Raw genomic sequence first — 25,693 nt, forward strand, 5'->3', positions numbered from 1 at the left:
CGGCGAGCATTCATCCGCCGTTCAGCTCAGCCGTTCAGCTCGGCCGTTCGGTCAGCCGCCGAGGCAGCCGCCCGGTCAGCCGCTCACGGCCTCCCACAGACTCCACACGCCGAGCGCCAGCATCAGCAGCGCCGCGATCTGCGTGATCAGCCGCAGCGGCACCCGCCTCATCAGGGCTTTCCCGCCGACGATGCCGAGTCCGGCGACGGCCCACAGGCCGAGCACGGCGCCGAGGCCGACGGAGAGCGGGTCGTCGTAGCGGGCGGCGAGGTTGGCGGTCATGATCTGGGTGAGATCGCCGAACTCGGCGACGAGGATGAGCATGAAGCCCGTACCCGCGACCCTCCAGAAGGACTGGTCGGCGGGCTTCTCCACCTCTTCCTCCCCTTCGTCCTTCTTCAGCAGCAGCACCGCGGCACCGCCGAGGAAGAGGACGCCGGTGAGGGCGTGCACGATCTGCTGCGGCAGCAGGGTGAGCACACTGCCGGCCGCCACGGCGAGCACGACGTGCAGCAGGAAGGCGGCGGCGACGCCCGCGAAGACGTACGAGGCGCGGTAGCGGGTGCCGAGGACGAGGCCGGCGAGCGCGGTCTTGTCCGGCAGTTCGGCGAGAAAGATGACGCCGAAGACGAGCGCCGTCACGGTGATGCTGATCAAGGTCCCTCAATCGGTCGGGGCTGCCCCGCCGAGAGTGCGGTACGTCACACGATGACACCTCGGCACGGCAGCGCACACGGCGCCCGCGCCGGGGGGCACGGGCGTGCACTGCTTGCCGAAGGTCTCGCTGGCGGTCCTCGAGGAAACTCGCGGGTCCGCCTCCGGGCGCCGGCTCAGGCTCGCTGAGCAGTATGTCGACGGTCCGGCGAAGAGCTACTCCCCTTCTGCGCCTCCCATCGTACGGGATGTGAAAGTTCGCTCGTAAACCTTGTAGTGACATGGACGCGTCACTAGCTTCTTACCGAGCGCTCACCCCCCGGCCACACGACCCCGCGAGCATTCCCTCGCTCGTGCCCAACACCCCCACCCCACAAGGGAGTTCACGCATGTCCAGGTTCTACGCGCGTCGACGGACGAGCATACTCGCGGCCCTCACCGGTCTGCTGGCCTCCGTCGCCCTGTTCAACTCCCCGAGCGCCTCCGCCGCCCTCCCCACGCCGGTCAGCGGCGCCACCGCCCGCAGCTACCTCTCCCAGCTCACCGTGGCCACCGAGAACCGCACCGGCTACGACCGCAGCCTCTTCCCGACCTGGATCACCATCTCCGGCACCTGCAACACCCGCGAGTGGATCCTCAAGCGGGACGGCTCGAACGTCGTCACCGACTCCGCCTGCGCCGCCACCAGCGGCAGCTGGTACTCCCCGTACGACGGCGCCACCTGGACCGCCGCCTCCGACGTGGACATCGACCACCTCGTGCCGCTCGCCGAAGCCTGGGACTCCGGGGCCGGCAAGTGGACCACCGCCCAGCGGCAGGGCTTCGCCAACGACGTCACCCGCCCCCAGCTCCTCGCGGTCACCGACAACGTCAACCAGGCCAAGGGCGACCAGGACCCGGCCACCTGGATGCCGTCCCGCACCGACTACCGCTGCACCTACGTCCGCGCCTGGGTTCAGGTGAAGTACTACTACAACCTCTCGGTCGACCCGGCCGAGAAGAGCGCGCTCACGAACTACCTGGCCGGCTGCTGAGGCTCCGGCACCGCGGGGCGGCGCCGCATGCCCTCGGGCGCCACGGCGCCGCCCCGTCAGGAAACCGGCCGGCGGCGCATCACGTAGCCCGCCGCCGCGCCCGCGGCGAACAGCGCGGCCACCGAGACCCCGGTGGCCAGCCAGGTCGCGCCCAGCCACTGGGCGCCGTAGTAGCCGAGGGCCACGCTGTACGCGGCCCAGGACAGGCCGGCCAGCGCCGACCAGGGCAGGAAGTCGCGGGCACGTCGATGGGCCGCGCCCGCACAGAAGGAGACGACCGAGCGGCCGGCGGGGGCGAAGCGGGCCAGGACGACCAGCGCGCCACCACCCCGGGCGAGCGCTTCGCCGAGACGTTCCTGCGCGCTGGTCAGCCGCCGGGAGCGGGCTATCGCCCGGTCCAGCCGCTCCCCGCCCCGCCAGGCCAGCCGGTAGGCCACGAGGTCGCCGAGGACCGAGGCGGTCGCCGCGGACAGGATCAGGGCCAGGATGTCCGGCACCTCGTGCGGGACCCGGCCCGTCGCCGCGCCGGAACCCGCCGCCGCCGCCGTGCCGGCGGTGATGACCAGCACACCGCTGGGCAGCACCGGCAGGAACACGTCGAGCAGCACCGACACGGCCACCACGGCATAGATCCATGGCCCGGCCGCGAGCGCACCCACGCTTTCGAACACGACGACTCCCGTCACTCCCCCGTTGGACAGCCATACAGCGTACGCCGGGGGTGTGACGGGAGATGCTCGGGGGGTGGGCGGGGTGATTACGGGACGTTCACCGCGGGGTGGCCGGGTGCGCGGGCGGTCAGACCGTCAGGGGGGCCTGCTCCGCCGCGGGCTCGCCGTCCGCCGCCGTGCGCCGGCCGACGAGCCGGTCCAGGCCGAAGGCGCCGGAGCCGGTGAAGACCAGCAGGAGGAACGCCCAGCAGAACAGCACCGACAGCTCGCCGCCGTTCTGTATGGGCCACAGAGCGGCCCGCTGGTGGACGTCGAAGTAGGCGTACGCCATCGAGCCGGAGGCGATCAGCGCGGCACCGCGGGTGCCGAGGCCGAGCAGCACCAGGGCGCCGGCGACCAGCTGGATCACGGCCGCGTACCAGCCGGGCCAGGTGCCGGCCGGGATCGTGCCGCCGGTGCCGGCGGCACCGCCGAGGACGCCGAACAGGGAGGCGGCGCCGTGCACGGTGAAGAGCAGGCCGACGACGATGCGGAAGGCCCCGAGGGCGTAGGGCTGGGCGGAGTTGAGACGAGCGGACATGAGGGAGGACTCCTCTTCGGTGTCTGTCGGGCCGGCCGGGGACTGAGCGGGCCGGTCGTGGGGGCGGCGGTACCGAATGGAGCACTAGGTTAGGGGAACCTAATCAATGCTTGCAAGTTCAACATCCAGCCACTGGGCCGCCCTCACCGGCACCGTGGTCGGCGCCCCGGGCGGGATGGCCCCGTACCTCCAGACCGCCGAGCAGGTCCGCCGTGGCGCGGGCCACGGCGGCCACCGCCTCGTCGAAGACCTCGCGGTTGTGGGCGGCGGGGGCCCGGAAACCCGAGACCTTCCGTACGTACTGCAGCGCGGCCGCGCGGATGTCCTCGTCGGTGGCCTCACCCGGCAGCGCGGGCGCTCGCAATGTCTTGATGCTCCGGCACATGTCCCCAGTCTGGCGCGCCCCTGCGGGCCCCTGCGAGGATCACGGCGAAGGCGGCCACCGACTCCCGGGGCCGACCGTCGAAAGGGACAACTTCATGACGCACCCGTTCACCGTGGCCGTCCTCGGCCCCGGCGGCACCGGCGGCCTGCTCGCCGCCCTGCTCTCCCGCTCCGGCCACCGCGTGATCTGCCTGGCCCGGGAGGCCACGGCCGACGCCCTGCGCGGCGGCGGCATCACGGTCCACAGCCCCCAGTTCGGTGACTTCACGGCTCCCGTCGAGGCGGACACCGAGCTGCGCGAGCCGGTGGACGCCTGCCTGATCACCGTCAAGCACACCGCGCTCGACGCCGCCCTGACCCGGGTCCCGCGCTCGGCCCTCGGCGACGCCCTGGTCGTACCGCTCCTGAACGGCGTCGAGCACCCCGCCGCCCTGCGCGCGGCCTTCCGCCCCGACCGGGTCGCCCCGGCCGTGATCCGCGTGGAGTCCACCCGGATCGCCCCGGGCGTGATCGAACACGGCAGCCCGTTCACGGAGATCGACCTGGCCGGCGACGGAGTGCCCCGGGGCCGCCTCGAAGCCCTGGCCGACCGGCTCACGGCCGCCGGGACGACCGCGCGCGTGGCCGGTGACGAGACGTCGGCGCTGTGGGCCAAGATGGCGTTCCTCGCGCCGTTCGCCCTGCTCACCACCCGCTACGGCGTACCGCTGGGCGAGGCCCGCACCCGTCACCGCGCGGAGCTGGAGGCGCTGGTGGCCGAGTCCGCCGCGGTCGGCCTCGCCTGTGGCGCCCCGGCCGACCCGGCCCGGGCCCTCGCCCGGTACGACGCTTTCCCGCCGGCCGCCAAGTCGTCCATGCAGCGTGACGCCGAGGCGGGCCGGCCGCTCGAACTCGACGCGATCGGCGGCGCGTTGCTCCGGGCGGCCGAGCGGTACGGCGTACCGGTGCCGGTGACGGCACGGCTGGTACGGGAGCTGCGGGAGGCCGGTCACTGAGCGGGCCCGGCACCGCCGCCACCCGTTCGGCTGAACATGGCCCTGGTGGCCCGATCGGCCTCGCCACCCAAAATCGAACAGGCGTAGCATTGCCGCGTGGCTACGACCTATGAATTCCCCAGTGACCTCCTCGCCGGCCAGGAGGAGCTGCATCAGGTCCGGGCCGAGCTGTCGGCCCTGCTCAAGCGGTTGCCCTGGTCGGTCGAGCCGATGGACGGCTTCAGTGACGACACCGGCTGGCGCAAGGTGGAGCGGCCCGCGTCCCCCGGCTGGTCGGAGGACGAGCAGGCCGAGGTGGAGAAGCTGCGGCGGCGCGAGCACGAGCTGGCGGTCTTCGTCAGTACGCACCGCTTCTGGGCCGAGGTCGCGGCGGGGGACCGCGTCGAGGCCCGCACGCGGCTGAAACACGTCCGCGAGGAGACGGCGCGGGAGGAGCAGAGGGAGTAAAGGGGAGAAACGAACCGGCCCCTCGGAGTTCTCCGAGGGGCCGGACCCTGTGGGCGCGGACGGTTTCGAACCGCCGACATCCTGCTTGTAAGGCAGGCGCTCTACCCCTGAGCTACGCACCCGGGACAGGTCGACAGCCTACATCGCCCGGTGGGCCGCACCGCAAACCGTCCTGCCCGCCCCACCGGGGCGCGCACCGGCCGCCGGTGCGCGCCCGGCCGGGAAAGTCACGGTGTTCACGGCGAACTGACCGGCCCGTGTGTTCGTCTTCAACGGGTGGGAGAATGACACCACCCAGGGCGAACCACAGCACGGGAGAGGGATGTGACGGCGACACCGGGCACGCCAGCGACACCGCCGTACCCGCCGCCGTCCGCCCACCGGGCCCGGCACGCCCGCTCCGCCCTGCGCGACACCCTCAGCCTGCTGGTGCTGCCGCTGCTGGCCGCACCGGTGCTGGCCGCCTCGTTCGCCGGCGGCGGCACCCGGCGCTGGTTCGGCGGGCGGGCGGAGAGCCAGCGGGCCGAGGCGCAGGCCGCGAAGGACGCGGCGGCGGCGGCGTTCTACGAACTCGACACCGCCCAGCGGGATCTGCGGATCTCCGTCGAGACCATCTCGGCGGTGGACGACTCCGCCGCCGCCCGGCGCGCGGTCTCCGGCTTCGAGGCGCTCGGGAACCGGATCGACGAGGTCAGCCGCCAGTACATCGAGGCCGTGGACGCCCATGACCTGGACCGGGACGACCTGGAGGCCGGATCGGCGGCCCGGGCCCGCGCCGAACTGACCGCGGCCAAGGACGAACTGCTGCGGGTCCGGCAGGAACTGGACCGGTTCGGCGGCTCGCTCGGACCGCTGCTGGGCAAGGCGGAGACCCAGCTGGCCCGGCTGGCCCCCGCCGTGGAGCGGGCCCGGCAGTCACTGCTGGCCGCGAGCAACGCCCTGGACGCCGTACGGGAGAAGAACCTGCGGGCCGATGACCTGGCCGCCCGCCTGGCGGCCCTGTCCCCGGAGCTGACGCGGCTGAACCAGGGCGCCGGGCAGCACGGGGTGCAGGCCACGCTGGAGCGGGCCGAGCGGGTGCAGCGGGAGGCCGGGGCGATCCGCGCCGAGGCCGAGCGGCTGCCGGAGCGGGCCGCCGAGATCGACCACCGGCTGGTGTCCCTGCGGACCAGGGCGCAGGCGCTGACCACCCGGGCCGGACAGGTGGAGCCGGTGCTCAGCGAGCTGCGGCGCCGGTTCGCCGCCGCCTGCTGGCAGGATCTGCAGCAGGTGCCCGGGCTGGCGTCGGAGAACGTGCGGCAGGCCGAGCTGAAGCTCCGGGAGGCGCAGACGGCGCGGGACGCCCAGCGGTGGGCGGACGCCGCCTCGCTGCTGTCGACCGTACGGGCGCTGCTGAACACCACCGACGACGCGGTGTCGGCCGCCGGAGACCGGCTGACCAGGCTGAACGCGGTGCAGAAGGACCCGCGGGCGGAGATCGAGCGGTCCCGGTTCGCGATCCGGGACGCGCAGCGGCTGGCCATGACGGGCCGTACGACCCCCGATCCGCGGCACGCACGGCCGCTGGACGACGCCGTGGCCCGGCTGGAGCGGGCGATCGGCACGCTGGAGGAGCGGCACCCGGACTACTGGCACTTCCTGACCGAGACGGAAGGGGTGCGGCAGACGGTGGCGCGGGTGGTGGCGCAGATCCGCGAGGACCGCGGCCACGGGCACTGAGCGGTGCGTGTTGCCGGTGGGCCGGAGCAGGCGGATATTGAAGGGACGGACGGCATCCGGCGGCGCCCGCGGGAGGCGGACATGGCCACACACTCAGTGCGTACGAGGAACGCCGCAGAGAGCCGGCGCATGCGGTTGGACGACCACCTGCCCGTCGACCACCGGCTCAACACGGTCTACCGGGTCGGCGCGGGCCTGATCGGCGCCTTCCTGGTCGCCTTCGGCATCCTGGGCCTGATCGACCAGATCGGCTTCTTCAACACCGGCGGCAACATGGTCGCGGGACTGAACAGCAACGGCGCGCTCAGTGTGCTGTCGATCTGCATCGGCGCACTGCTTCTGGCCGGCATGGTGATCGGGGGGAACTTCGCCTCGACCCTGAACATGATCCTCGGCGTGCTGTTCCTGCTGAACGGCTTCCTGTTCCTCGGCCTGCTGGACACCGACAGCAACTTCCTGGCGTTCAAGATCCAGAACGTGTTCTTCAGCTTCATCGTGGGCCTGCTGCTGATGACCTTCGGCATGTACGGCCGGGTCGGCTCGGTGCTGCCGCACGACAACCCGTACTGGCGGGCTCGCCACCCGGAGCCCTCCCCGCACGAGCGGCGCACACAGGCCGAGCTGCGGGAAGGGCGGGAGCGGCAGGGCCCGCCGCCGGATCAGGTCCGGTAGGCGTAGAACGCCGCGGTCGGGTAGGAGGCGACGAGGCTGGCCACCGACCTGTTGTAGGTGTTGGTCGAGTGGTAGCTGACGTACGGCACGCCCCGGCCGTCACGGTACGTGACGATCATCGAGTGGTCCTTGGACCCGTCCCGGTTGAAGTCCATCTGGAGCACGTCGCCGATGTCCAGCTGGTAGACGTTGGCGAGGCTGGTGGCCCGCTTCGAGGACAGGGCGAACCAGGAGAACTCGTTGACACCGACGAACGAGTCCGACTGGATCTCGGAGTTGCCGAACCACTTGTGGAAGTCGTCGGTGTAGCCCGGCACGTGCTTCCAGCCGCCGGCCTTCAGGGCCTGGCTGACGAAGTTGGTGCAGTCACCGCCGGCTCCCTGCCCGTTGAAGTCCGGGTAGTCGGGGTTGTACTTGTCCCAGTACTTGGCCGCGTACGACACCATGGCCTTGTAGTCGTACCCGGTCGCGGTGAAGTTCTTCCTGTTGGCCGGCGCCGGCCAGGTGGTGGCCGAGCGGGCCGCGCTCGGCGGGCCGTCGTCCGTGGCGGTCTTCACCTTGGCGACCTCGGGCTTGGCCACCTGGTTCACCGCGAGGTAGCCCTGGTCGGTGTCCTGGATGCCGGTGAGCTGCCAGTTGCCGTGCCGGTCGGCCGTGAAGGTCAGTTCGTGGTGCGCCTGGAAGCCGGTCGACTTCGGGCTGTCGGCCTTGGTCTTGTCGTAGGTGAGCGTCGTGCTCTCGGTGACGGCGACCTTGGCGTGCCGGCCCTTGACCTGAGTGGCGTCGAGCGTGACCTTGGTGCTGCCCGCGCGGTAGGACTCACCCAGCCGGGCGAGCCGGCTGCGGCGGTCGCGCAGCTCGTCCAGCGCGGACTTCTGCTCCTGCGTCTGCCCGCCGGACAGGCGCACGGACCCGGAGAAGCCCGACGTGTGCCGGGTCTCCGCCTGGCCGGCACCCTGCACCAGGGTCTGCGTGCGGTCGGTGAAGACCGCGTCTGCCAGCCGCTGGAAGGTCGCCTTGGTGGCCGCGTCCACCGTCGGGTCGTCGGTCACCGCCGCGCCCGCGCTCCAGTTGGGCACCAGGGCCACACCGGCGACCACCGAGGCGGCCGCGGCGGTGACTATGGCGGTACGGCTCCGCTTACGGCTCAGTCTTCTAGATTTCAATGATGTTCCCCTCTACGCCGGTACTCATACCGGGAGAGGGGCATCTTCGCATGACCGGAGCGGCGGTTGTGAAGGGGGTTGCACAAGTGGAACCCCCGGCGCTGACTTGTTACTTGACGACCGCCGACCAGTCCGGCGACTGGGCCGGGTCGAGGGTGCGCAGGGCGGCCAGCGTCTGCGGCTTCTGCACGTCGAGCCAGTCGGCCAGCTCCTTGAAGGACACGCACTTGACGCCCTTCTTGGTGCACACGTTCTTGACCACCTGGTCGATGGACTTCATGTAGATACCGCCGTTCCAGTTCTCGAAGTGGTTGCCCACGAACAGCGGCGCCCGGCTTCCGTAGTACACCCGGTTGAAGCCGGCCATGTAGGAGTCGACCGTCTGCTGTTCCCACTGGGGGAACTTGGCGGGGTCGCCCTGGGTCTCCCCGCCGGACTGGTTGTACAGGAAGTTGAAGTCCATGGACAGGCCCTGGTACTTGCCGCTCTCGTACGGCAGCATCTGCAGCGGGAAGTCCCATATGCCGTTCTTCTTCGCCGGCCATATCTGGAAGTCGCCCGGCGAACTGGCGTCGTAGCGCCAGCCGTAGCCCTTGATGGCCTTCAGCAGGTTCTTCTGGCCCTCCAGGCAGGGCGCCCGGCCGCCGGTGACCTCCTTCTTGAAGTCGAAGGGCAGCGCCGGGACGTCCTTGAAGCCGGTGTTGGTCTTCCAGCGCTCCACGAAGGAGTAGAACTGGTCGATCTCGCTCTTCCACTCCTCCACGCTCCAGTCCCCGCCGCCCTTGGCGCCGCAGAAGTGGCCGTTGAAGTGGGTGCCGATCTCGTTGCCGTCCTTGTACGCCTCGCCCAGCTGCTCCAGCGTGGTGCGGATGTGCTCGTCGGTGGCGTAGTCGATCGCGGCGTCGCCCGGGGAGTGCATGGGGCCGTGGTACTGGGCCTTCTTGCTCTTGGGCAGCAGGTAGATACCCGTGAGGAAGAAGGTCATGTGGGCGTCGTACTGCTGGGCCAGCTCCCGGTAGTGCGAGAACAGGTGGTCGCCGCCCTCCAGCGCGCCGTCCCAGGAGAAGACCACGAACTGGGGCGGCTTCTCGCCGGGTTTGAGCGGCTTCGCCGCCAACTGCCCCTTCTGCGGGCCGGTGTAGGAGGTGGAGCCGTCCCCGAGGATCCTGGTCCTGCCGTCCCACTGCGGCGTCGGGCTGGCCTTCGGCGCGGTCCTGGGCTTCTCGTCGGCCGCGCCCGCCGGTGTGCCGCTGCCGTCCGTGCCGGACAGCGCCAGGAACCCGGCCACCAGCGAGGCCACGACGAGGAGGGCGGCGAGCGTCAGGACCTGTGGCCGGGTGGCACGGGGCACCATGCGGCTGCGGGGGGCTCGACGACGGCCTGACGACGACATCTTGCGGGGCATGCGCGGCTCATTCTGCGGAAGGGGAGGGTGGACGGGCCACGGCTCAGCCGAGTCCCGTCGCGGCCGACCAGAGGGCATACGGAACGCTGTCGGCGGGCGTACCGGCCAGTCCCTTGAGCGGCAGCGGCTCCAGGGACTTGGCCAGGTCGATCCGGTAGACGACGACCGCGGTGGACACGGAGTCGGCCGTGCCGACGTACCAGGATGCCGTGCCCTTGTCGGTGGTGCCCGCCTTCCCGGACACCCCGGAGCGGACGGCCGCCGTGCCGGGGTGGGCCGTGCGGAAGGAGTCGGTGAGCGCCTCCGTGACCTGCTCGGCCACCGTGGCGCCGACGGCGCGCTTCGGGCGCGGGGTGGCCAGGGCGACCGGGGCGCCGTTGCGGGTGATCCGGCGCACCGAGTACGGCTCGGTGTGGTTGCCTCCGGCGGCGAAGGTGGCGTAGCCGCTGGCCATCCGGATCGCGCTGGGCGTGGAGTTGCCCAGGGACAGGGCGGGCACCTGGGGGCCGATGCTGGAGGGCAGCAGCCCGGTCGCCTCGGCGGTCTGGCGCACCTGGTCCAGGCCCGCGTCCATGCCGAGCTGCATGAACGGGGTGTTGACCGACTTCGCGAGCGCCTCGCGCAGGGTGATCTGCCCGTACGACTTCCCGCCGTCGTTGTGCGCGGCGACCTTCTTGCCGCTGCGGTCCCAGTACGGCCCCTCGGGCGTGGTGACGGGCACGGCGTCGTCGCCGTCGTAGACGCTGTCCGGGGTGACCGGGGTGGCGGGCCCGCTGCGCGTCTTGTGCACGCCGTGTTCCAGTCCGGCGGCGTAGACGAACGGCAGGAACGCGCTGCCGGCCGGGACCGTGGTCGCGTTGGACTCGTTGTAGCCCTGCTTACGGTGGTCCGGGCCGCCGTAGACGGCGAGGATCCGGCCGTCCGCGGCCACCGAGGAGGCGCCGTAGTGCCCGTCCTTCGCCACTGCCGGGTCGTCCGCGCGGGCCTCCTTGCGGGCCTTGGTGACGGCGTCCGTGAGCGCGCGCTCCCGCTTGCGGTCGAAGGTCGTGTAGATCTGGTAGCCGCCCAGGTCGAACTGCTTGTCCGTCAGGTGCCCGGCCTTCCTGGCGTACTGGGCGGCCAGCTCCACCAGGTAGTCGCTCTGCTCACCGGTGTCGTACAGCGGGTTGGTCTTGAGCGGGTCGGGGAACTTGGTGAACCTGGCCCGTTCCGCCGGGGACAGCTTGCCGATCTTGACCATGCGGTCCAGGATCCAGGACCACCGTTCCACGGCCCGCGCGTGGTTGGCCTTGCTGAGTGTGGGGTCGTAGAGACCGGCGCCCTTGAGCAGCGAGGCGAGCATGGCCGCCTCGGAGGCGTTGAGCTTGCCGACGTCCTTGCCGTAGTAGGCCTGGGCGGCGCGCTGGATGCCGTAGGTGCCGCGGCCGAACCAGCTGGTGTTGAGATAGCCCTCGAGGATCTCGTCCTTGCTCATCTTGTTGTCGAGCTTGAGCGAGATCATCGCTTCGGTGAATTTGCGGCTGATCGTCTGATTCTGGGTCAGGTAAACATTCTTCACGTACTGCTGGGTAATGGTTGATCCACCCTCGGTGTCCCCCTCGCCCACCGTGCGGAACAGCGCCCGGGTGATGCCTTTGGCGGATATGCCCGGGTCCGAGTAGAAACTCTCGTTCTCCGCGGCGAGCACCGCCCAGCGGACGTCCTCGGGTATGTCCTTCAGCGGCATCGCCTGCCGCTGCACCCAGCCGGTGCGGGCCATGGGCGTGCCGTCGGACCAGAAGTAGACGTTGTCCTGCTGCGTCGCGTACGAGTTCAGATTGCTCGGTATGTCCGTCATCGCGTACGCGGTGACGAGGAACGCTCCGAGGAGGCCGAACGAGGTCAGGACGGCGCCGATCCACTGGCGCCAGGAGGGCATCCAGCGGCGCCAGCCGGTGCGCCCGGGGCGCGGATAGACCGGCTTCAGGCGGCGCGCCCAGCGGGCTGCCCGGCGCGCGTACGGCGCCAGCGGGCCCAGCAGGCGGGCGGCGGCCGCCACCGCGGCGGCGGCCCAGGCCTTCTCGCGCCCGGCGGAGCGCGTGCTGCGCCTGCGCTCGGCCCGGCCGCCGCCCGGAGCGGGCGGCTCCGGCGGCGCGGGCACGCGCAACTGCATCGTCTCGTCGGCCCTGAGGGCGTCGACTCTCAGATGCAGGGTCTCGTCGGCGCCCGACGGCTCCTCGCCACGGCCATCCCCCATGGGGCCGCCCTCCCCCTGCGACGCATTGGTCACTCCTGCGTCTCCCTCCGCACTCGTCTTGCTCGCGCGGGTGAGCTGAGCATCCTCGCAACGGCCTTCACAAATTATCAGTAACGTTTTCGAATGCCCTGCACATATGCCGGATAGAAAGCAACACTCATGAAACATTGAGATGCCCCCGGCCGGTCCCCTGCGGCTAACCTGGGCACATGCCTCGCTACGAGTATCGCTGCCGAACCTGCGGCGACACGTTCGAACTCAGCCGCCCGATGGCGGAGTCCGCCGCCCCCGCCGAGTGCCCCGCGGGCCACGACGACACGGTGAAGCTGCTGTCGACGGTGGCCGTGGGCGGCGTGTCGAACGCCCCCGCGCCGGCCCAGCGGGGCGGCGGGGCCGGCGGGTGCTGCGGAGGCGGCTGCTGCGGCTAGGACCGCTCGTTCGGATCATTCCAAGCGGACGGAAGACCCTGGGCGGCCGTGCGGGTGGCTCTCAGGAACTCCCTGAGGATCCGCTCCCCCGCCAGCACACCCCGCTCCGGGAGCGCGCTGACCTCCGGCGCGCTCCAGCCGGCGTCCGCCAGCTCGCCGTGGCCGGGGCGCCAGCCGCGGTCCGCGGCCAGCAGCAGGTCGGCGTCGAGCAGCGAGTCCCCGGCGGCCAGGGTCAGCTCCGCGCCGGTGCGGCGGGCCAGCTCGCGGACGGCCGCGCTCTTGGTGAGCGGCTTCGGGACGGCGTAGATCTTCCGGCCCTGCAAGGACACCGTCCAGCCCCGGTTCTCCGCCCACACCGCCAGCTCCTTCACCCAGTCCCCGGGCAGCAGCTCACGCTCGACCACGAGGTAGGCGAACAGGTCCTCGGCGATCCGGTGCTTGCGCACCCACACCGGGTCGGCGGAGCGCAGCAGGTGCTCGCCGATCTCCGCGAGCGGCGCGCACTCGTCGGCGAGCCGTGCCTGCACGCGTCCGTGCCAGTCGGCGTCCGTGACCCCGTCGACCAGCAGATGCCCGCCGTTGGCGCAGATCGCGTACTTCGGCGGCGGACCGGGCAGGTTGATGCGCTGGTACTGCTTGCGGGTGCGGGTCGTGGCCGGCACGAAGACGGCCGTGTCGCCGAGGTCGGTCAGCAGCCGGGCCGCGGTCTCCGTCATGTAGGAGAGCGGCCTGGCCTCGTGGACCTCCACGCACAGCAGCCGGGGCGCCCTGGCGTCGGGCATGGTCAGGGCGAGGGCCGCCGCCGAGTAGATGAGCGTGCGGTCGAGGTCGCTGGCCACCAGCACCGTCATCAGAGGTTCACCGCCCTGCCGTCGGCGCCGGTGGCGCCCCGGGTGTACTCGGGGTGGATCAGCCCGACGCAGGTGTAGGGCAGGTCGCCGACCTCCTCGACCGGCACCCCGCGCTGCCCGGCGAGCAGCCGTACGTGGTCCAGGTCGGCGCCGGCCCCCGCCCGGGCGAGGATCTTCCACGGCACCCGGCGCAGCAGCACCCGGGTGGTCTCGCCGACGCCGGGCTTGACCAGGTTCACGTCGTGGATGCCGTACTCCTCGCTGATCCGCTCGACCGCCCGCCAGCCCGCCCAGGTCGGGGTGCGGTCGGCGGCCAGCAGCTCCTTGACCGCCTCCCCGACGCTGTCGGCGACCTCGGGGAAGCGGGCGGAGACGGCGTCCAGGAAGATCCCGGAGACGTCGGCGCCGGCGAGTTCGCGGTAGAACTTCGCGCCGTGGAAGTCGTGCGGACCGACCAGGTCGGCGCGCAGGACCGTACGCGAGACGAGGCCGGAGACCGTCGAGTTCAGGCAGGCGGAGGGGATGAGGAAGTCCTCGCGGGTGCCGTAGGTGCGCACGCAGGAGCCGGGGTCGGCGAGGACGGCGATCTCCGGGTCGAACCCGCTGATGCCCTCCGTCGCCTCGAACTCCTCGACCGCCCCGGCGAGTTCGCGGGTGATGGCGCCCTTGCCGGTCCAGCCGTCGACGAAGACGACGTCCCGGGGGTCGTGCCGGTCGGCGAGCCAGCGCAGGGCATTGGCGTCGATGCCCCGGCCGCGCACGATCGACACGGCGTAGTGCGGCAGGTCGAGCCCGTGGCGGAACTGTGCCCAGCGGCGCATCAGAACGCCGACCGGGGTGCCCGCGCGGGCGAGGGAGACCAGTACCGGGCGGGGCGACCGCTCGGCGATCACCGTCTCGGTGACCGCGCCGACGGCCTGCGCGATCCGGGCCGCGGACACCTCCAGGGCCGCGTGGAACAGCTCCTGGTACCGCTCGCTGGGCTGGTACTCCACCGGCAGCGACTCGGCGTAGTGCGCGCCGCCGCGCTGGATGGCCTCCTCCCGCTCCTCGGTCGGCGCCTCCAGCGTGACGGCGGAGAGGTCCTGGAGCAGCCAGCCGACCTCCTCCGGCGCGTACGAGGAGAATGCGGGGCCGCGGAGGGGCTCGGGCAGCATGGCCGGCCTTTCGGGAGCGTGCGGGACGTACGACGGTACGACCGCGAGCAGGACGTGCGGGGCGTGCGCGGCCAGGCGGGCCAGCAGGCCGTCGGGCGCGTGCAGGGCGGGGGTGTCGGCGACGGAGTCCACCACGGCGACGACGGCGTCGAAGCCGCCGCCGGCGACGTTGTAGGCGTAGCGCTCGCCGGGGCCGTCGGCCGGGTCGTCGTGGGCCGGGAAGACCAGGCGGGTGCGGATCGCGTAGCCGGGGTCGTCGACCGCGAGGACGGGCGAGCGGGTGGTGGTGGAGAAGCGCACCTCGGCGTCCGTGGCCCGCTCCAGCTGGTGGGCGAGGCGCAGGGGGGCGTACATCAGCTCTTCGCAGCCGAGGACGAGGACGCGCCGGGCCCCGGCGGGCAGGGCGTCGCCGATACGCGCGGCCATGGCGGGCAGCGCGGCTTCGAGGCGGGCGCGATGGGCGGGGGTGAAGCCGTGCCGGCCGCCGTCGGGGAGGCCGGCGGGCCAGTGGAGATCGACACGGCTCGGCTGGTTCGCTCTCCCGGGGCCGCCGGACGGCACGTCGTGCGGCCCCGCCGCGTGGGCGCCGCCGGCCGGGAGGGACCCGCTCCCGGCGGACTCGCACCGGGCGACCAGCTCGCGCCCCTTCTCCAGCACACCCTCCGGCAGCCGTACGGTCCCGGACGCCGTGGCGACCAGATCCACCCGCGCTCCGATCTCCCCGGCGAACCGTTCCAGCCGGGTGCGGTCCCCGGGCGTACGCATGTCGACCAGGGCGACCACGACGTACCGCCGCCGCGGATGGCGCTCATGCAGGTCACGGATGGTGTTGAGCACCGTGTTGCCGGTCGAGAACTCGTCGTCGACCAGGACCAGCGGCCCCTCGCCGGCCAGCAGGGCGGGGTCCTCCGGCAGCAGCAGATGCGAGGTGGCGTGGGAGTGCGACTCCTCGAACCCGCCCGCGGGGGCGACCCCGGGCACCGGCCGCCGCGTGGAGTGCAGGTACGGCGTACGGCCCAGGCCGTCGGCGACCGCGTGGCCCAGTCCGGTCGCGGTCTCCGCGTAGCCGAGGACGACCGCGGTGGCCGCCTCCTCCTCACCGAGCAGGTCACGGACGCGACGGCCGAGGCGCAGGCCGTGGTCGTAGACGACGGACGGCGACTGGGGGACGTGCTTGCCGAGGACGTTCGAGACCAGCAGGTGGGCCCGCTTGGGGTTGCGGCGCAGCGCGAGCCCCAGCAGGGCCGGCAGCCCGTCGTCGCCCACGAGTGCGACCCCGAGCCGCTCGGCGACCCAGCTGCCGGACCAGACCTCGTCGTTCACTGCGTTCTTCATGCGTTCCTTGGAGAGGTGGCGAAAGGTTCAGCCGGGTATTCCGGCGGCGAGCAGCTCCACGAAGCCGACGTCCTCGTTGGCGACGCCGAACACCTCGGCCCGCAGCAGGGTCCGCTCGGCCCATGCGCGGTGCGGCTTCACCTCGTTCATCTTGTTCGTGTAGGCCGACCGGAGTACACCCCCGCCGCCGCGTTCCGGCCGCAGGATGTCCTGCGCGTCGCTGAACTCCTCGTGGCTGACCACGGAGAGCGCGTGCACGGGCAGGACGTGGGAGGGGTGGATGCAGGTCTTGCCGAGCAGGCCGTTGGCCTGGTCGAGGGAGATCTCCCGGAGCAGTCCGTCCATGGCGTGCTCGATGAGTCTCTGGCGCAGTTCCACGGCCTGCACCTCCAGGAAGGGGCTCTGCCGGAGCTGCGGTTTGAACATGCGTTCGGGGGCGCGGAAGTACTCCCAGACCGGGCCGGTGACGGTGAAGCCGGTGCCGTCGGCGCGGGCGAGCATGTTCACGACGTCGGCGATCACGGAGGCGACGATCTGGACGTCGTAGGCGGTCATGTCGGGGGCGCGGCGCAGGCCGTAGGAGGAGCAGAAGTCGGTGACGCCGAGGCGGAGGGCCAGCACCCGGTCGCGGTACTTGCCGACCGCACGGGAGACCCCCTCCAGGGTGTCCACGCGCGACTCCCGGTAGAGCAGCTCGGGGGACTCCAGGACGGGCATGGCGAAGAGCCGCCGGCCGCCGGCGCGCTCGGCCGCGGTCAGGGCCTCCAGGAAGGGGACGCCGCGCTCCTCGGTGAACTTGGGCAGCACGAACCCGGACAGCAGGCGCACGGCCGGGCCGAGGCGGCGGACCAGGTCCGGGATCTGCTCGGGGGTGCGGACCCGGACGAACAGCAGGGGCGGCTCCAGGCCGGGCCGGGCGGCGAGGTCCGCGAACTGCCGGACGAGGTTGTCCTCGCCCGCCGGGACGTCCGCGTCGTCGATCGAGTCCTCCAGGCACAGCACCATCGAGACCACGCCGTTGCCGGCCTGCTTGACGATGTCGTCGGCGAGCCGCGGCCGGGTGGCCGGGCTGTAGAGCGTGGCGCCCAGGGCCGCGGAGAGCAGCCGGGCCGGGGAGTCGGCGGTGAACGCGCACGGCTCCCGGTGGAAGAGGCGCTGCCGTACCTCGGGGGCGATGTGCCCGAAATGACGCATAGGACTCCCTCAGTGGTGCGAGCCGAGCCTCTGGGTTCGGTAAAGGGTGGCCGGTAATAGTACGTAGAGAGCGGTGTCTGGGGTTCCCGCAGGGCATGAATTTCCGGTAACCCGCCCATGTCGGCGGCATAGCCCCCCGCATTGTCGTGACCAGGACCGAGAAGGCAGGATGACCGCATGACGCACGCGATGCTGAAGGGGTCGAACGTCCCGCTGGAGGCCGCCACGGTGCGCGCCGTGCTGCGCTGGGCGCCCGGGCAGGAGGTCCCGGACGTGGATGTGTCGGCGCTGCTGCTGGGCCCCGACGGCCGTGTGCGCTCCGACGAGGACTTCGTCTTCTACAACCAGCCCCGGCACCCCTCCGGGAAGGTGTGGCGGCTCGGCAAGAAGCGGGTCGCCGAGGGGCTGACCGACACGATCCAGTCAGACCTCGCCGGTGTCGAGCCGGACGTCGGCCGGATCCTGGTGGTCGCCTCCGCGGACGGGGTCGCCTTCGAGCAGGTGCCGGCGCTGTGCATCCTGCTGTACGACGCGGCGGCCGCCGACGGGGAGCCGCTGGCCCGGTTCGACATCAAGCCGGAGACCGGCGCGGAGACGGCGATGATCTGCGGTGAGCTGTACCGGCGCGGGGAGGGCTGGAAGTTCCGGGCGCTGGGCGAGGGCTACTCCAACGGCTTGAAGGGGCTCGCCACGGACTTCGGCATCTCGGTGGACGAGTCGGAGGCGGCGGAGGACCGGGCGCCGGGCGAGACCGCGTCACAGCCGCTGCCCCCGGAGCAGCCGACGTCCGCGCTGCCGGGGCAGCAGCCCGCGTACGGGTACCCGCAGTCGACGTCGTCGCAGCCGGCCTACGGGTATCCGCAGCCGGCGTACGGCTACCCCCCGTCCCAGCCGGTGCCGGTGGGCGTGGGAGCGGATCCGGACTTCCGGCTGCCGCCGCAGGGGCCGCAGTTCATCGGGCGGTAGTTCCGCCGGGGGCGGCCGGGGGGACTCACCCGCCGCTCACCTGTCCACCGTCTTGTAGCCCCTGCCCCACTGCAGGCCCCAGCCGTACAGGCGGTCCAGTTCGCCCTGGAAGCCGTAGACGAACTTCACCTCGCGGCGGACGATCAGTTCGTCCCTGACGTTCTCGATCATGACCACGGCACAGGAGCGGGCCTGGGGGTGGCGCTCGTCCAGGCCTATCTCGATGCGGGGACCGTTGCTCGGGTAGAGGGTGACGACGGCGTGGGTACGGTCGAAGGCGGGGGTCTGGTCGTAGATGTAGACGAAGACCAGCATCCGCTTGAGGGCGTCCCGGTGGTCGAGATTGACGTACATCGTCTCGCCCGACGCCGAGCCGAACCGGTCGTCGCCGCTGAGCTTGATGTACGGCGGCGCGTTGACGTCCCCCAGGTAGCCGCCGAGCGGCTGTACGACCCCCTTCGTGCCGTCGGCCAGCTCGTACAGACAGCCGAGGTCCAGGTCGACGTTGACCATGCTCTGCCCGTGACCGAGGACCTCCGGCGGCTTCAGGGCCCTGAAGGGGTGGCGCAGGAGGCTGGTGCGCTGGCTGTCGAAGTCGGAGGTCCGCATCCGCCAGGCGAGGTTGACGCGCAGATGACCGCTGGCCGCGTCCTGCTTGGTGAGGGACACCGTCTGGTGCCGCCTGGTCAGTTCGATGGCGTTGGTCGACGCGTTGCCCGAGTCGAAGTCGGCGGCGCGCCCGCCCAGCAGACCGTCGAAGAAACCCATTCCCGCCCCCAGGTACCTGTTGTGACGCCGGCGGGGCGGCCGACCGCGTCGGCCGCCCCGCTCAGAGCGTTCCTCACCGGCCGGGGTGTCACACCCCGGAGGAGACCTCGGCCTTCTCGTCGGTGCCCTCCGCCGCGGCCAGCGCGCGGTTGCGGCGGACGGAGGAGAAGAAGGACCAGGCGATCAGGACGACACCGACGAGACCGGTGATGACCTCGTTGATCTCGTGCTGGATGGTGACCATGAGGATCACGGCGAGGGCGCCGATGGCGTAGTGGGCGCCGTGCTCCAGGTAGACGTAGTCGTCGAGCGTGCCCTGGCGGACCAGGTACACGGTGAGCGACCGGACGTACATCGCGCCGATGCCCAGGCCGAGGGCCATCAGGACGATGTCGTTGGTGATGGCGAAGGCGCCGATCACACCGTCGAAGGAGAAGGAGGCGTCCAGGACCTCCAGGTAGAGGAACATGAAGAACGCGGCCTGGCCGGCCAGGACGATCGCCGGCTTCTGCTTGCCGGAGCGGGCGGCCTGTTCCTCCTCCTCGTGCTCGCGCTCCTCCTCTTCCTCCAGCTTGTCCTCGAAGTAGCCGGAGAGGCCGCCGACGACCATGTAGGTGATCAGGCCGGCGATACCGGCGATCAGGACCGTCTGGGCCTTGTCGACATGGGCGCCGCCGTGCTGGTGGGCGTGGGTGGCGAAGGTGAAGGAGGTGATCAGCAGGACGATCAGGGCGATGCAGACCGACAGCATGTCGACCTTGCCGAGCTTGGCCAGGGGCCGCTCGATCCAGCGCAGCCACTGGATGTCCCGGTCCTCGAAGATGAAGTCGAGGAAGATCATCAGCAGGAACATGCCACCGAAGGCGGCGATCGCCGGGTGCGCGTCGGTGACCAGCTGCTGGTAGCGGTCCTTGTTGTTGAGCGCGAGGTCGACGGCCTCGACCGGGCCCATCTTCGCGCTGATCGCGACGATGACGACGGGGAAGACCAGCCGCATGCCGAAGACGGCGATGAGGACGCCCACCGTGAGGAAGATCTTCTGCCAGAAGGCACTCATCTTCTTCAGGATTCCGGCGTTGACCACCGCGTTGTCGAAGGACAGCGAGATCTCCAGGACGGCCAGGATCGCCACGATGCCGAAGGCGGTCCACCCCCCGTAGAACACCGCCGCGACCAGACCGAGCGCGGTGATCGCGAACGACCAGCCGAAGGTTTTCAGAAGCACTGGCTACCCCATCGTTGTGTGGGGGCGCCCCCAGACGAAGTCTGGGGGAGGGTCTCCCCCGCGCCGTCCCCGGCTTTACGAAACGTTGACTCCGAAGTCTAGAGCGATGCCCCGGAGCCCCGACGCGTACCCCTGTCCCACGGCCCGGAACTTCCATTCGCCCTGGTACCGGTACAGCTCGCCGAAGATCATCGCCGTCTCGGTGGAAGCGTCCTCGCTGAGGTCGTAGCGCGCCAGCTCCTGGCCGTCGGCCTGGTTGACGACACGGATGAAGGCGTTGGAGACCTGGCCGAAGGTCTGGCCGCGCTCGTCCGCCGCGTGGATCGAGACCGGGAAGATGACCTTCTCGCACTGCGGCGGGACCTTGGCGAGGTCCACCAGGATCGATTCGTCGTCGCCCTCGCCCTCACCGGTGAGGTTGTCACCGGTGTGCTCGACCGAGCCGTCAGGGCTCTTGAGCTGGTTGTAGAACACGAACCACTCGTCGCCCATCACCCGGTTCCCGGCGCCGCACAGCAGCGCGCTGGCGTCCAGGTCGAAGGGGGCGCCGGTGGTGGAGCGGGCGTCCCAGCCGAGTCCGATCATGACGTTGGTGAGGTTCGGTGCGGCCTTGGAGAGGGAGACGTTGCCCCCCTTGGCGAGTGTGACGCCCATGGTCCTGGTCCTCCCCTGGTGATGCTTCCCTGGTTGTCCTGCACGGCCGGCGCCGCCCCTAAACGGTGCGGCGCCGGACTCGGGGGCTGTTCCGCGTCAGACGTTGACGCCGAAGTCCTGCGCGATACCGCGCAGCCCGGAGGCGTAGCCCTGGCCGATGGCGCGGAACTTCCACTCCGCGCCGTTGCGGTACAGCTCGCCGAAGACCATCGCGGTCTCGGTGGAGGCGTCCTCGCTCAGGTCGTAGCGGGCGATCTCCTGCTCGCCGGCCTGGTTCACGACGCGGATGAAGGCGTTGCGGACCTGGCCGAAGGACTGCTGGCGGTTCTCGGCGTCGTAGATGGACACCGGGAACACGATCTTGTCGACGTCGGCCGGGACGCCGGCCAGATTGACCTTGATCTGTTCGTCGTCGCCCTCGCCCTCACCGGTGATGTTGTCACCGGTGTGCTCGACCGAGCCGTCGGGGCTCTTGAGGTTGTTGAAGAAGACGAAGTGCTGGTCGCTGATGACCTTGCCGGCGTTGTTCAGCAGCAGCGCGCTGGCGTCGAGGTCGAAGTCCGTGCCGGTCGTGGTGCGCACGTCCCACCCCAGACCGACGATGACCGCGGTCAGGCCCGGGGCCTCCTTCGTCAGCGATACGTTGCCGCCCTTGCTGAGGCTGACTCCCACGGGTCCTCCATGTGGTGTTCCGGGGCCGTGGAGCCCCGTCGTGCTTCGGATATGGGATCAACGTGCCGATCCTAGTGACGGGTTCCCGCACCCCCGCAGACCATGGACCCGACGAATCTCAGGTGTCGGCCCGCGGCCGGCTCACAGGGTGTCGAGCGCCTTCACGTAGTCGTCGAGGTCACGGGCGTCCGGCAGGCCGTTGACCACGGTCCACCGCACGACGCCCTCCTTGTCGATGATGAAGGTGCCCCGGACGGCGCACCCTTTGTCCTCGTCGAAGACGCCGTACGCGCGCGAGACGTTGCCGTGCGGCCAGAAGTCGCTGAGCAGCGGGTACTCCAGGCCCTCCTGCTCGGCGAAGACGCGCAGGGTGTGGATGGAGTCGTTGGACACCGCGAGCAGCTGGGTGTCGCGGTCGGCGAACCTCGGCAGGTTGTCACGCAGCTCGCACAGCTCGCCGGTGCATACGCCGGTGAAGGCGAAGGGGTAGAAGAGCAGGACCACGTTCTTGTCGCCGTGGAAGTCCGAGAGCTTCACGGTCCGGCCGTGGTTGTCCCTGAGCTCGAAGTCGGGCGCTTTGTCGCCGACCTGGATCGCCATCGTCGTGCATCCCTTCGGTGGGCTGTTCGGGTGAGCGCGCAGCACAGCGCTCGGTTCCACCCTACGCAGCGATCACCGGGACTTCCGGACGGGCTGAGGTTCTCAGCCCGTCCGGCGTTCGAGGATGTGGGCCGTTCGGGGATCCCGGGGGCGCGGCCCCCGGCGACGGTCACCGCGGCCGCACGGTCACCTCTTGGACTTGGCCGCCTTCGGCGTCGCCAGCCGACTGCCGCTCCAGTCCTTGCCCACACTGACGCTCTTCGAGGCCGTCAGGCCGGCCGTCGAGACGGCTTCCTGGATGTCGCTCGGCTCCACATACCCCGAACGGCCGGTCTTCGGCGTCAGGAGCAGGATCGCGCCACCCTCTTCGATGTACGTGGTGGCATCCACCAGCGCATCCGTCAGGTCGCCGTCGTCGTCACGGAACCACAGCACAACGGCGTCGGCCACGTCGTCGTAGTCCTCGTCCATGAGGTCGCCCTCGATGGCTTCCTCGATGGCCTCGCGGAGCTCCTGATCGACGTCGTCGTCGTAGCCGATCTCCTGGACCACCTGCCCGGGCTGGAACCCCAGCCTGCCGGCAGGGTTCGTCCGCTCCTCCGCGTGGTCCGCGGTCGCGCTCACGGGGTGCCTCCTGATCATGTCTTGGTGAATATCTCAGCCACGCGCGTGCGCGAAGCATTGGCCGTAGTCCACACGGGCGGGGCGGATCGCGCAAGTACCCGGCCGTCGGGACCGCCGAAACGGTGACGATCCCGGCCGTGTCGCCGCAACTCCTGGCACCGTATCGTGCTTTCCCGCGGCTCACATCACACCGATGTGCCCGGTTTGCGCGGTTCGGAATCATCCAGGGTTACGTCGCTCGAACAACTTTGCCATGCACGTCACACCCCGGGCGTATCGTTGCGTTTTGACCGGTGGGGCACCGGTGGGGACGAGAGTGGAGATGACGTACGCCTTCCCTAGGTACACGATGGGGAACGGTGTAGGCAGGTGCAAAAAAATTGGCCCTCTGACAGGTAAGGAACAGCGTGGCTTCCGGATCCGATCGCAATCCGATCATCATTGGCGGCCTTCCGAGTCAGGTTCCTGACTTCGATCCCGAAGAGACCCAGGAGTGGCTCGACTCCCTGGACGCCGCCGTCGACGAGCGCGGCCGGGAACGCGCCCGCTATCTCATGCTGCGTCTGATCGAGCGGGCCCGCGAGAGGCGCGTGGCCGTGCCCGAGATGCGCAGCACGGACTACGTGAACACGATCCCCACCAAGAGCGAGCCGTTCTTCCCGGGGAACGAGGAGATCGAGCGCCGGATCCTGAACGCCACCCGCTGGAACGCCGCGGTCATGGTCTCACGTGCCCAGCGCCCGGGCATCGGCGTCGGCGGCCACATCGCCACCTTCGCCTCCTCCGCCTCACTGTACGACGTCGGCTTCAACCACTTCTTCCGCGGCAAGGACGAGGGCGACGGCGGCGACCAGGTCTTCTTCCAGGGCCACGCCTCCCCCGGTATCTACGCGCGCGCGTACCTGCTCGACCGCCTCACCGAGAACCAGCTGGACGGCTTCCGCCAGGAGAAGTCGAAGTACCCGGACGGCCTGTCCAGCTACCCGCACCCGCGCTCGATGCCGGACTTCTGGGAGTTCCCGACGGTCTCCATGGGCCTCGGCCCGCTGGGCGCGATCTACCAGGCGCGGATGAACCGCTACATGGAGGCACGCGGTATCGCCGACACCTCCAGGTCGCACGTGTGGGCGTTCCTCGGCGACGGCGAGATGGACGAGCCCGAGTCGCTCGGCCAGCTCACGCTGGCCGCCCGCGAGGGCCTGGACAACCTGACCTTCGTGGTCAACTGCAACCTCCAGCGGCTGGACGGCCCGGTGCGCGGCAACGGCAAGGTCATCCAGGAACTGGAGTCGGTCTTCCGGGGCGCCGGCTGGAACGTGATCAAGCTGATCTGGGACCGCACCTGGGACCCGCTGCTCGCGCAGGACCGGGACGGCGTCCTCGTCAACAAGATGAACACGACCCCGGACGGCCAGTTCCAGACCTACGCCACCGAGTCCGGCGACTACATCCGGCGGCACTTCTTCGGCGACGACCACCGCCTGCGCGCGATGGTCGAGAACATGACCGACGACCAGATCCTGCACCTGGGCCGCGGCGGCCACGACCACCGCAAGATCTACGCGGCGTTCAAGGCGGCCAAGGAGCACAAGGGCCAGCCGACGGTCATCCTGGCCAAGACGGTCAAGGGCTGGACGCTGGGCCCGAACTTCGAGGGCCGCAACGCCACGCACCAGATGAAGAAGCTGACGGTCGACGACCTCAAGCGCTTCCGGGACCGCCTGCACCTGCCGATCTCCGACAAGGAGCTGGAGTCCGGCCTGCCGCCGTACTACCACCCGGGCCGGGACTCGGCGGAGATCCAGTACATGCACGACCGCCGCAAGGGACTCGGCGGCTACGTCCCGACGCGTGTCGTCCGCTCCGAGCCGCTCGCCCTGCCGGACGACAAGGCGTACGCGACCGTGAAGAAGGGCACCGGCCAGCAGTCCATCGCGACGACGATGGCCTTTGTGCGTCTCCTCAAGGACCTCATGCGGGACAAGGAGATCGGCAAGCGGTTCGTGCTGATCGCGCCGGACGAGTACCGCACGTTCGGCATGGACTCCTTCTTCCCGAGCGCGAAGATCTACAACCCGCTCGGCCAGCAGTACGAGTCGGTGGACCGCGAGCTGCTGCTCGCCTACAAGGAGTCGCCGACCGGCCAGATGCTGCACGACGGCATCTCCGAGGCGGGCTGCACGGCCTCGCTGATCGCGGCGGGGTCGGCGTACGCCACGCACGGCGAGCCGCTGATCCCGGTGTACGTCTTCTACTCGATGTTCGGTTTCCAGCGCACCGGCGACCAGTTCTGGCAGATGGCCGACCAGCTGGCGCGCGGTTTCGTCCTGGGCGCGACCGCCGGTCGTACGACCCTGACCGGTGAGGGGCTGCAGCACGCGGACGGCCACTCCCAGCTGCTGGCGTCGACCAACCCGGCGTGCGTCGCGTACGACCCGGCGTACGCCTACGAGATCGCGCACATCGTCCAGGACGGCCTGCGCCGCATGTACGGCAGCTCGCCCGAGCACCCGCACGGCGAGGACGTCTTCTACTACCTCACCGTCTACAACGAGCCCATCCAGCACCCGGCCGAGCCGGCGAACGTGGACGTGGAGGGCATCGTCAAGGGTGTCCACAAGATCGGCGAGGGCACGGACGGCTCGATCCCGGCACAGATCATGGCGTCGGGCGTGGCGGTCCCGTGGGCGCTTCAGGCGCAGCGGATCCTCGGCGAGGAGTGGAACGTCAGGGCGGACGTGTGGTCCGCGACCTCCTGGAACGAACTGCGCCGCGAGGCCGTGGAGTGCGAGGAGCACAACCTGCTGCATCCGGAGGAGGAGCAGCGGGTGCCGTTCGTGACCCGCAAGCTCGGCGGGGCCGAGGGGCCGTTCGTGGCCGTGTCCGACTGGATGCGTTCGGTTCCCGACCAGATCGCGCGGTGGGTGCCGGGAACGTACCAGTCGCTCGGCGCGGACGGCTTCGGCTTCGCGGACACCCGGGGCGCGGCCCGCCGCTTCTTCCACATCGACGCCGAGTCGATCGTGGTGGCGGTGCTGACCGAGCTGGCGCGCGAGGGCAAGGTGGACCGGTCCGTGCTGAAGCAGGCCATCGACCGGTACCGGCTGCTGGACGTCTCGGCGGCGGACCCGGGGCCGGCGGGCGGCGACGCGTAGCGCTCGAAGGCGACAGGCAAGGGGGTCGCGGGGCACCGCGGGCCGGTGGAATCCCGCTCGTGGTCACCGCGATGCCGGAGTTCGGCATGCTCGCGGTGGGC

At 70.7% G+C, this 25,693-nt stretch carries 24 protein-coding genes and 1 tRNA gene; 8 read left to right on the plus strand and 17 right to left on the minus strand.

Features of this window, described 5'->3' with window-relative positions:
* Window positions 1-75: 75 nt before the first annotated feature.
* Window positions 76-657 carry a TMEM165/GDT1 family protein gene (locus AB0B40_RS16725; RefSeq protein ID WP_345047044.1) on the minus strand — a complete coding sequence of 194 codons (582 nt, stop codon included), beginning with the start codon at window positions 655-657 and terminating at the stop codon, window positions 76-78.
* Window positions 658-1,043: 386 nt separating this feature from the next.
* On the opposite strand from AB0B40_RS16725, the gene AB0B40_RS16730 reads away from it, so the two are divergent.
* Window positions 1,044-1,688, plus strand: a complete 645-nt coding sequence (locus AB0B40_RS16730; RefSeq protein ID WP_345047045.1) for an HNH endonuclease family protein — start codon at window positions 1,044-1,046, stop codon at window positions 1,686-1,688.
* A 56-nt stretch (window positions 1,689-1,744) separates the two neighbouring features.
* On the opposite strand, the gene AB0B40_RS16735 is transcribed toward AB0B40_RS16730, so the two are convergent.
* The 3 genes from AB0B40_RS16735 to AB0B40_RS16745 form a co-directional block, all read right to left on the minus strand.
* Window positions 1,745-2,359, minus strand: coding sequence for a VTT domain-containing protein (locus AB0B40_RS16735; protein ID WP_345047048.1), 615 nt, complete (start codon window positions 2,357-2,359; stop codon window positions 1,745-1,747).
* Window positions 2,360-2,486: 127 nt separating this feature from the next.
* Complete coding sequence (locus AB0B40_RS16740) at window positions 2,487-2,939, minus strand: DoxX family protein (protein WP_362264212.1); 453 nt, start codon at window positions 2,937-2,939, stop codon at window positions 2,487-2,489.
* Window positions 2,940-3,057: 118 nt separating this feature from the next.
* Entirely contained in the window at window positions 3,058-3,324 is a 267-nt protein-coding gene (locus AB0B40_RS16745; protein WP_345047050.1) for a DUF2277 domain-containing protein, read from the minus strand.
* 94 nt (window positions 3,325-3,418) lie between these two features.
* On the opposite strand from AB0B40_RS16745, the gene AB0B40_RS16750 reads away from it, so the two are divergent.
* On the plus strand, window positions 3,419-4,318 hold the full coding sequence (locus tag AB0B40_RS16750; RefSeq protein ID WP_362264214.1) for a 2-dehydropantoate 2-reductase: 900 nt from the start codon (window positions 3,419-3,421) through the stop codon (window positions 4,316-4,318).
* 96 nt (window positions 4,319-4,414) lie between these two features.
* Window positions 4,415-4,765, plus strand: a complete 351-nt coding sequence (locus AB0B40_RS16755) for a hypothetical protein (protein WP_362264216.1) — start codon at window positions 4,415-4,417, stop codon at window positions 4,763-4,765.
* A gap of 50 nt (window positions 4,766-4,815) precedes the next feature.
* On the opposite strand, the gene AB0B40_RS16760 is transcribed toward AB0B40_RS16755, so the two are convergent.
* Window positions 4,816-4,887, minus strand: a tRNA-Val gene (locus tag AB0B40_RS16760).
* Window positions 4,888-5,089: 202 nt separating this feature from the next.
* Between AB0B40_RS16760 and AB0B40_RS16765 the strand changes: the two genes are divergently transcribed.
* Complete coding sequence (locus tag AB0B40_RS16765; protein ID WP_362264218.1) at window positions 5,090-6,484, plus strand: hypothetical protein; 1,395 nt, start codon at window positions 5,090-5,092, stop codon at window positions 6,482-6,484.
* Between the two features lie 81 nt (window positions 6,485-6,565).
* Window positions 6,566-7,156, plus strand: coding sequence for a DUF4383 domain-containing protein (locus AB0B40_RS16770; RefSeq protein WP_345047056.1), 591 nt, complete (start codon window positions 6,566-6,568; stop codon window positions 7,154-7,156).
* On the opposite strand, the gene AB0B40_RS16775 is transcribed toward AB0B40_RS16770, so the two are convergent.
* The 3 genes from AB0B40_RS16775 to AB0B40_RS16785 form a co-directional block, all read right to left on the minus strand.
* A complete protein-coding gene (locus AB0B40_RS16775) occupies window positions 7,144-8,244 on the minus strand; it encodes an amidase domain-containing protein (RefSeq protein ID WP_362264232.1) in 1,101 nt (366 codons plus the stop codon). The genes AB0B40_RS16770 and AB0B40_RS16775 overlap by 13 nt on opposite strands.
* 187 nt (window positions 8,245-8,431) lie before the next feature.
* Complete coding sequence (locus AB0B40_RS16780; RefSeq protein ID WP_345047057.1) at window positions 8,432-9,727, minus strand: hypothetical protein; 1,296 nt, start codon at window positions 9,725-9,727, stop codon at window positions 8,432-8,434.
* Window positions 9,728-9,770: 43 nt separating this feature from the next.
* Window positions 9,771-11,963 (minus strand): transglycosylase domain-containing protein, encoded by a 2,193-nt coding sequence (locus AB0B40_RS16785; RefSeq protein ID WP_345047058.1) that lies wholly within the window; start codon window positions 11,961-11,963, stop codon window positions 9,771-9,773.
* 209 nt (window positions 11,964-12,172) lie between these two features.
* Between AB0B40_RS16785 and AB0B40_RS16790 the strand changes: the two genes are divergently transcribed.
* Window positions 12,173-12,391 carry a zinc ribbon domain-containing protein gene (locus AB0B40_RS16790; RefSeq protein WP_345047059.1) on the plus strand — a complete coding sequence of 73 codons (219 nt, stop codon included), beginning with the start codon at window positions 12,173-12,175 and terminating at the stop codon, window positions 12,389-12,391.
* On the opposite strand, the gene AB0B40_RS16795 is transcribed toward AB0B40_RS16790, so the two are convergent.
* Genes AB0B40_RS16795 through AB0B40_RS16805 form a run of 3 tightly spaced genes read right to left on the minus strand, consistent with a single transcriptional unit; the run spans window position 12,388 to window position 16,928 of the window.
* A complete protein-coding gene (locus tag AB0B40_RS16795; RefSeq protein ID WP_345047060.1) occupies window positions 12,388-13,242 on the minus strand; it encodes an HAD family hydrolase in 855 nt (284 codons plus the stop codon). The genes AB0B40_RS16790 and AB0B40_RS16795 overlap by 4 nt on opposite strands.
* Window positions 13,242-15,734 (minus strand): phosphoribosyltransferase, encoded by a 2,493-nt coding sequence (locus tag AB0B40_RS16800; protein ID WP_362264221.1) that lies wholly within the window; start codon window positions 15,732-15,734, stop codon window positions 13,242-13,244. The genes AB0B40_RS16795 and AB0B40_RS16800 overlap by 1 nt, the downstream gene beginning before the upstream one ends.
* A gap of 27 nt (window positions 15,735-15,761) precedes the next feature.
* On the minus strand, window positions 15,762-16,928 hold the full coding sequence (locus AB0B40_RS16805; RefSeq protein ID WP_345047063.1) for an HpcH/HpaI aldolase/citrate lyase family protein: 1,167 nt from the start codon (window positions 16,926-16,928) through the stop codon (window positions 15,762-15,764).
* A gap of 177 nt (window positions 16,929-17,105) precedes the next feature.
* On the opposite strand from AB0B40_RS16805, the gene AB0B40_RS16810 reads away from it, so the two are divergent.
* Window positions 17,106-17,894, plus strand: coding sequence for a TerD family protein (locus tag AB0B40_RS16810; protein WP_362264223.1), 789 nt, complete (start codon window positions 17,106-17,108; stop codon window positions 17,892-17,894).
* A 36-nt stretch (window positions 17,895-17,930) separates the two neighbouring features.
* Here the strand turns inward: AB0B40_RS16810 and AB0B40_RS16815 are convergent, their stop codons facing one another.
* The 6 genes from AB0B40_RS16815 to AB0B40_RS16840 all read right to left on the minus strand — a co-directional run bounded on the left by AB0B40_RS16815 (window position 17,931) and on the right by AB0B40_RS16840 (window position 22,437).
* On the minus strand, window positions 17,931-18,662 hold the full coding sequence (locus AB0B40_RS16815; protein WP_345047065.1) for a Tellurium resistance: 732 nt from the start codon (window positions 18,660-18,662) through the stop codon (window positions 17,931-17,933).
* An 88-nt stretch (window positions 18,663-18,750) separates the two neighbouring features.
* The gene (locus AB0B40_RS16820; protein ID WP_362264225.1) at window positions 18,751-19,887 is read right to left on the minus strand and encodes a DUF475 domain-containing protein; all 1,137 of its coding nucleotides are present in this window, start codon (window positions 19,885-19,887) and stop codon (window positions 18,751-18,753) included.
* Between the two features lie 75 nt (window positions 19,888-19,962).
* On the minus strand, window positions 19,963-20,541 hold the full coding sequence (locus AB0B40_RS16825) for a TerD family protein (protein ID WP_345047068.1): 579 nt from the start codon (window positions 20,539-20,541) through the stop codon (window positions 19,963-19,965).
* 96 nt (window positions 20,542-20,637) lie between these two features.
* Window positions 20,638-21,213, minus strand: a complete 576-nt coding sequence (locus AB0B40_RS16830) for a TerD family protein (protein ID WP_345047069.1) — start codon at window positions 21,211-21,213, stop codon at window positions 20,638-20,640.
* 141 nt (window positions 21,214-21,354) lie between these two features.
* On the minus strand, window positions 21,355-21,813 hold the full coding sequence (locus AB0B40_RS16835) for a peroxiredoxin (RefSeq protein WP_345047070.1): 459 nt from the start codon (window positions 21,811-21,813) through the stop codon (window positions 21,355-21,357).
* Between the two features lie 186 nt (window positions 21,814-21,999).
* Window positions 22,000-22,437 (minus strand): DUF3052 domain-containing protein, encoded by a 438-nt coding sequence (locus AB0B40_RS16840; protein WP_345047071.1) that lies wholly within the window; start codon window positions 22,435-22,437, stop codon window positions 22,000-22,002.
* Window positions 22,438-22,844: 407 nt separating this feature from the next.
* Between AB0B40_RS16840 and aceE the strand changes: the two genes are divergently transcribed.
* The gene (gene aceE, locus AB0B40_RS16845) at window positions 22,845-25,592 is read left to right on the plus strand and encodes a pyruvate dehydrogenase (acetyl-transferring), homodimeric type (protein WP_345047072.1); all 2,748 of its coding nucleotides are present in this window, start codon (window positions 22,845-22,847) and stop codon (window positions 25,590-25,592) included.
* Window positions 25,593-25,693 lie beyond the last annotated feature (101 nt).

The organism is Streptomyces sp. NPDC042638 (genome assembly GCF_040647235.1).
In the GTDB taxonomy this organism is placed as follows: Bacteria; Actinomycetota; Actinomycetes; order Streptomycetales; family Streptomycetaceae; genus Streptomyces; species Streptomyces rameus.

Coding starts and splice junctions, on each gene's coding strand:
- AB0B40_RS16730 (WP_345047045.1), top strand. CDS start 1,044: ATGTCCAGGTTCTACGCGCGTCGACGGACGAGCATACTCGCGGCCCTC.
- AB0B40_RS16740 (WP_362264212.1), bottom strand. CDS start 2,939: ATGTCCGCTCGTCTCAACTCCGCCCAGCCCTACGCCCTCGGGGCCTTC.
- AB0B40_RS16745 (WP_345047050.1), bottom strand. CDS start 3,324: ATGTGCCGGAGCATCAAGACATTGCGAGCGCCCGCGCTGCCGGGTGAG.
- AB0B40_RS16750 (WP_362264214.1), top strand. CDS start 3,419: ATGACGCACCCGTTCACCGTGGCCGTCCTCGGCCCCGGCGGCACCGGC.
- AB0B40_RS16770 (WP_345047056.1), top strand. CDS start 6,566: ATGGCCACACACTCAGTGCGTACGAGGAACGCCGCAGAGAGCCGGCGC.
- AB0B40_RS16780 (WP_345047057.1), bottom strand. CDS start 9,727: ATGCCCCGCAAGATGTCGTCGTCAGGCCGTCGTCGAGCCCCCCGCAGC.
- AB0B40_RS16785 (WP_345047058.1), bottom strand. CDS start 11,963: ATGGGGGATGGCCGTGGCGAGGAGCCGTCGGGCGCCGACGAGACCCTG.
- AB0B40_RS16790 (WP_345047059.1), top strand. CDS start 12,173: ATGCCTCGCTACGAGTATCGCTGCCGAACCTGCGGCGACACGTTCGAA.
- AB0B40_RS16795 (WP_345047060.1), bottom strand. CDS start 13,242: ATGACGGTGCTGGTGGCCAGCGACCTCGACCGCACGCTCATCTACTCG.
- AB0B40_RS16800 (WP_362264221.1), bottom strand. CDS start 15,734: ATGAAGAACGCAGTGAACGACGAGGTCTGGTCCGGCAGCTGGGTCGCC.
- AB0B40_RS16805 (WP_345047063.1), bottom strand. CDS start 16,928: ATGCGTCATTTCGGGCACATCGCCCCCGAGGTACGGCAGCGCCTCTTC.
- AB0B40_RS16810 (WP_362264223.1), top strand. CDS start 17,106: ATGACGCACGCGATGCTGAAGGGGTCGAACGTCCCGCTGGAGGCCGCC.
- AB0B40_RS16815 (WP_345047065.1), bottom strand. CDS start 18,662: ATGGGTTTCTTCGACGGTCTGCTGGGCGGGCGCGCCGCCGACTTCGAC.
- AB0B40_RS16825 (WP_345047068.1), bottom strand. CDS start 20,541: ATGGGCGTCACACTCGCCAAGGGGGGCAACGTCTCCCTCTCCAAGGCC.
- AB0B40_RS16835 (WP_345047070.1), bottom strand. CDS start 21,813: ATGGCGATCCAGGTCGGCGACAAAGCGCCCGACTTCGAGCTCAGGGAC.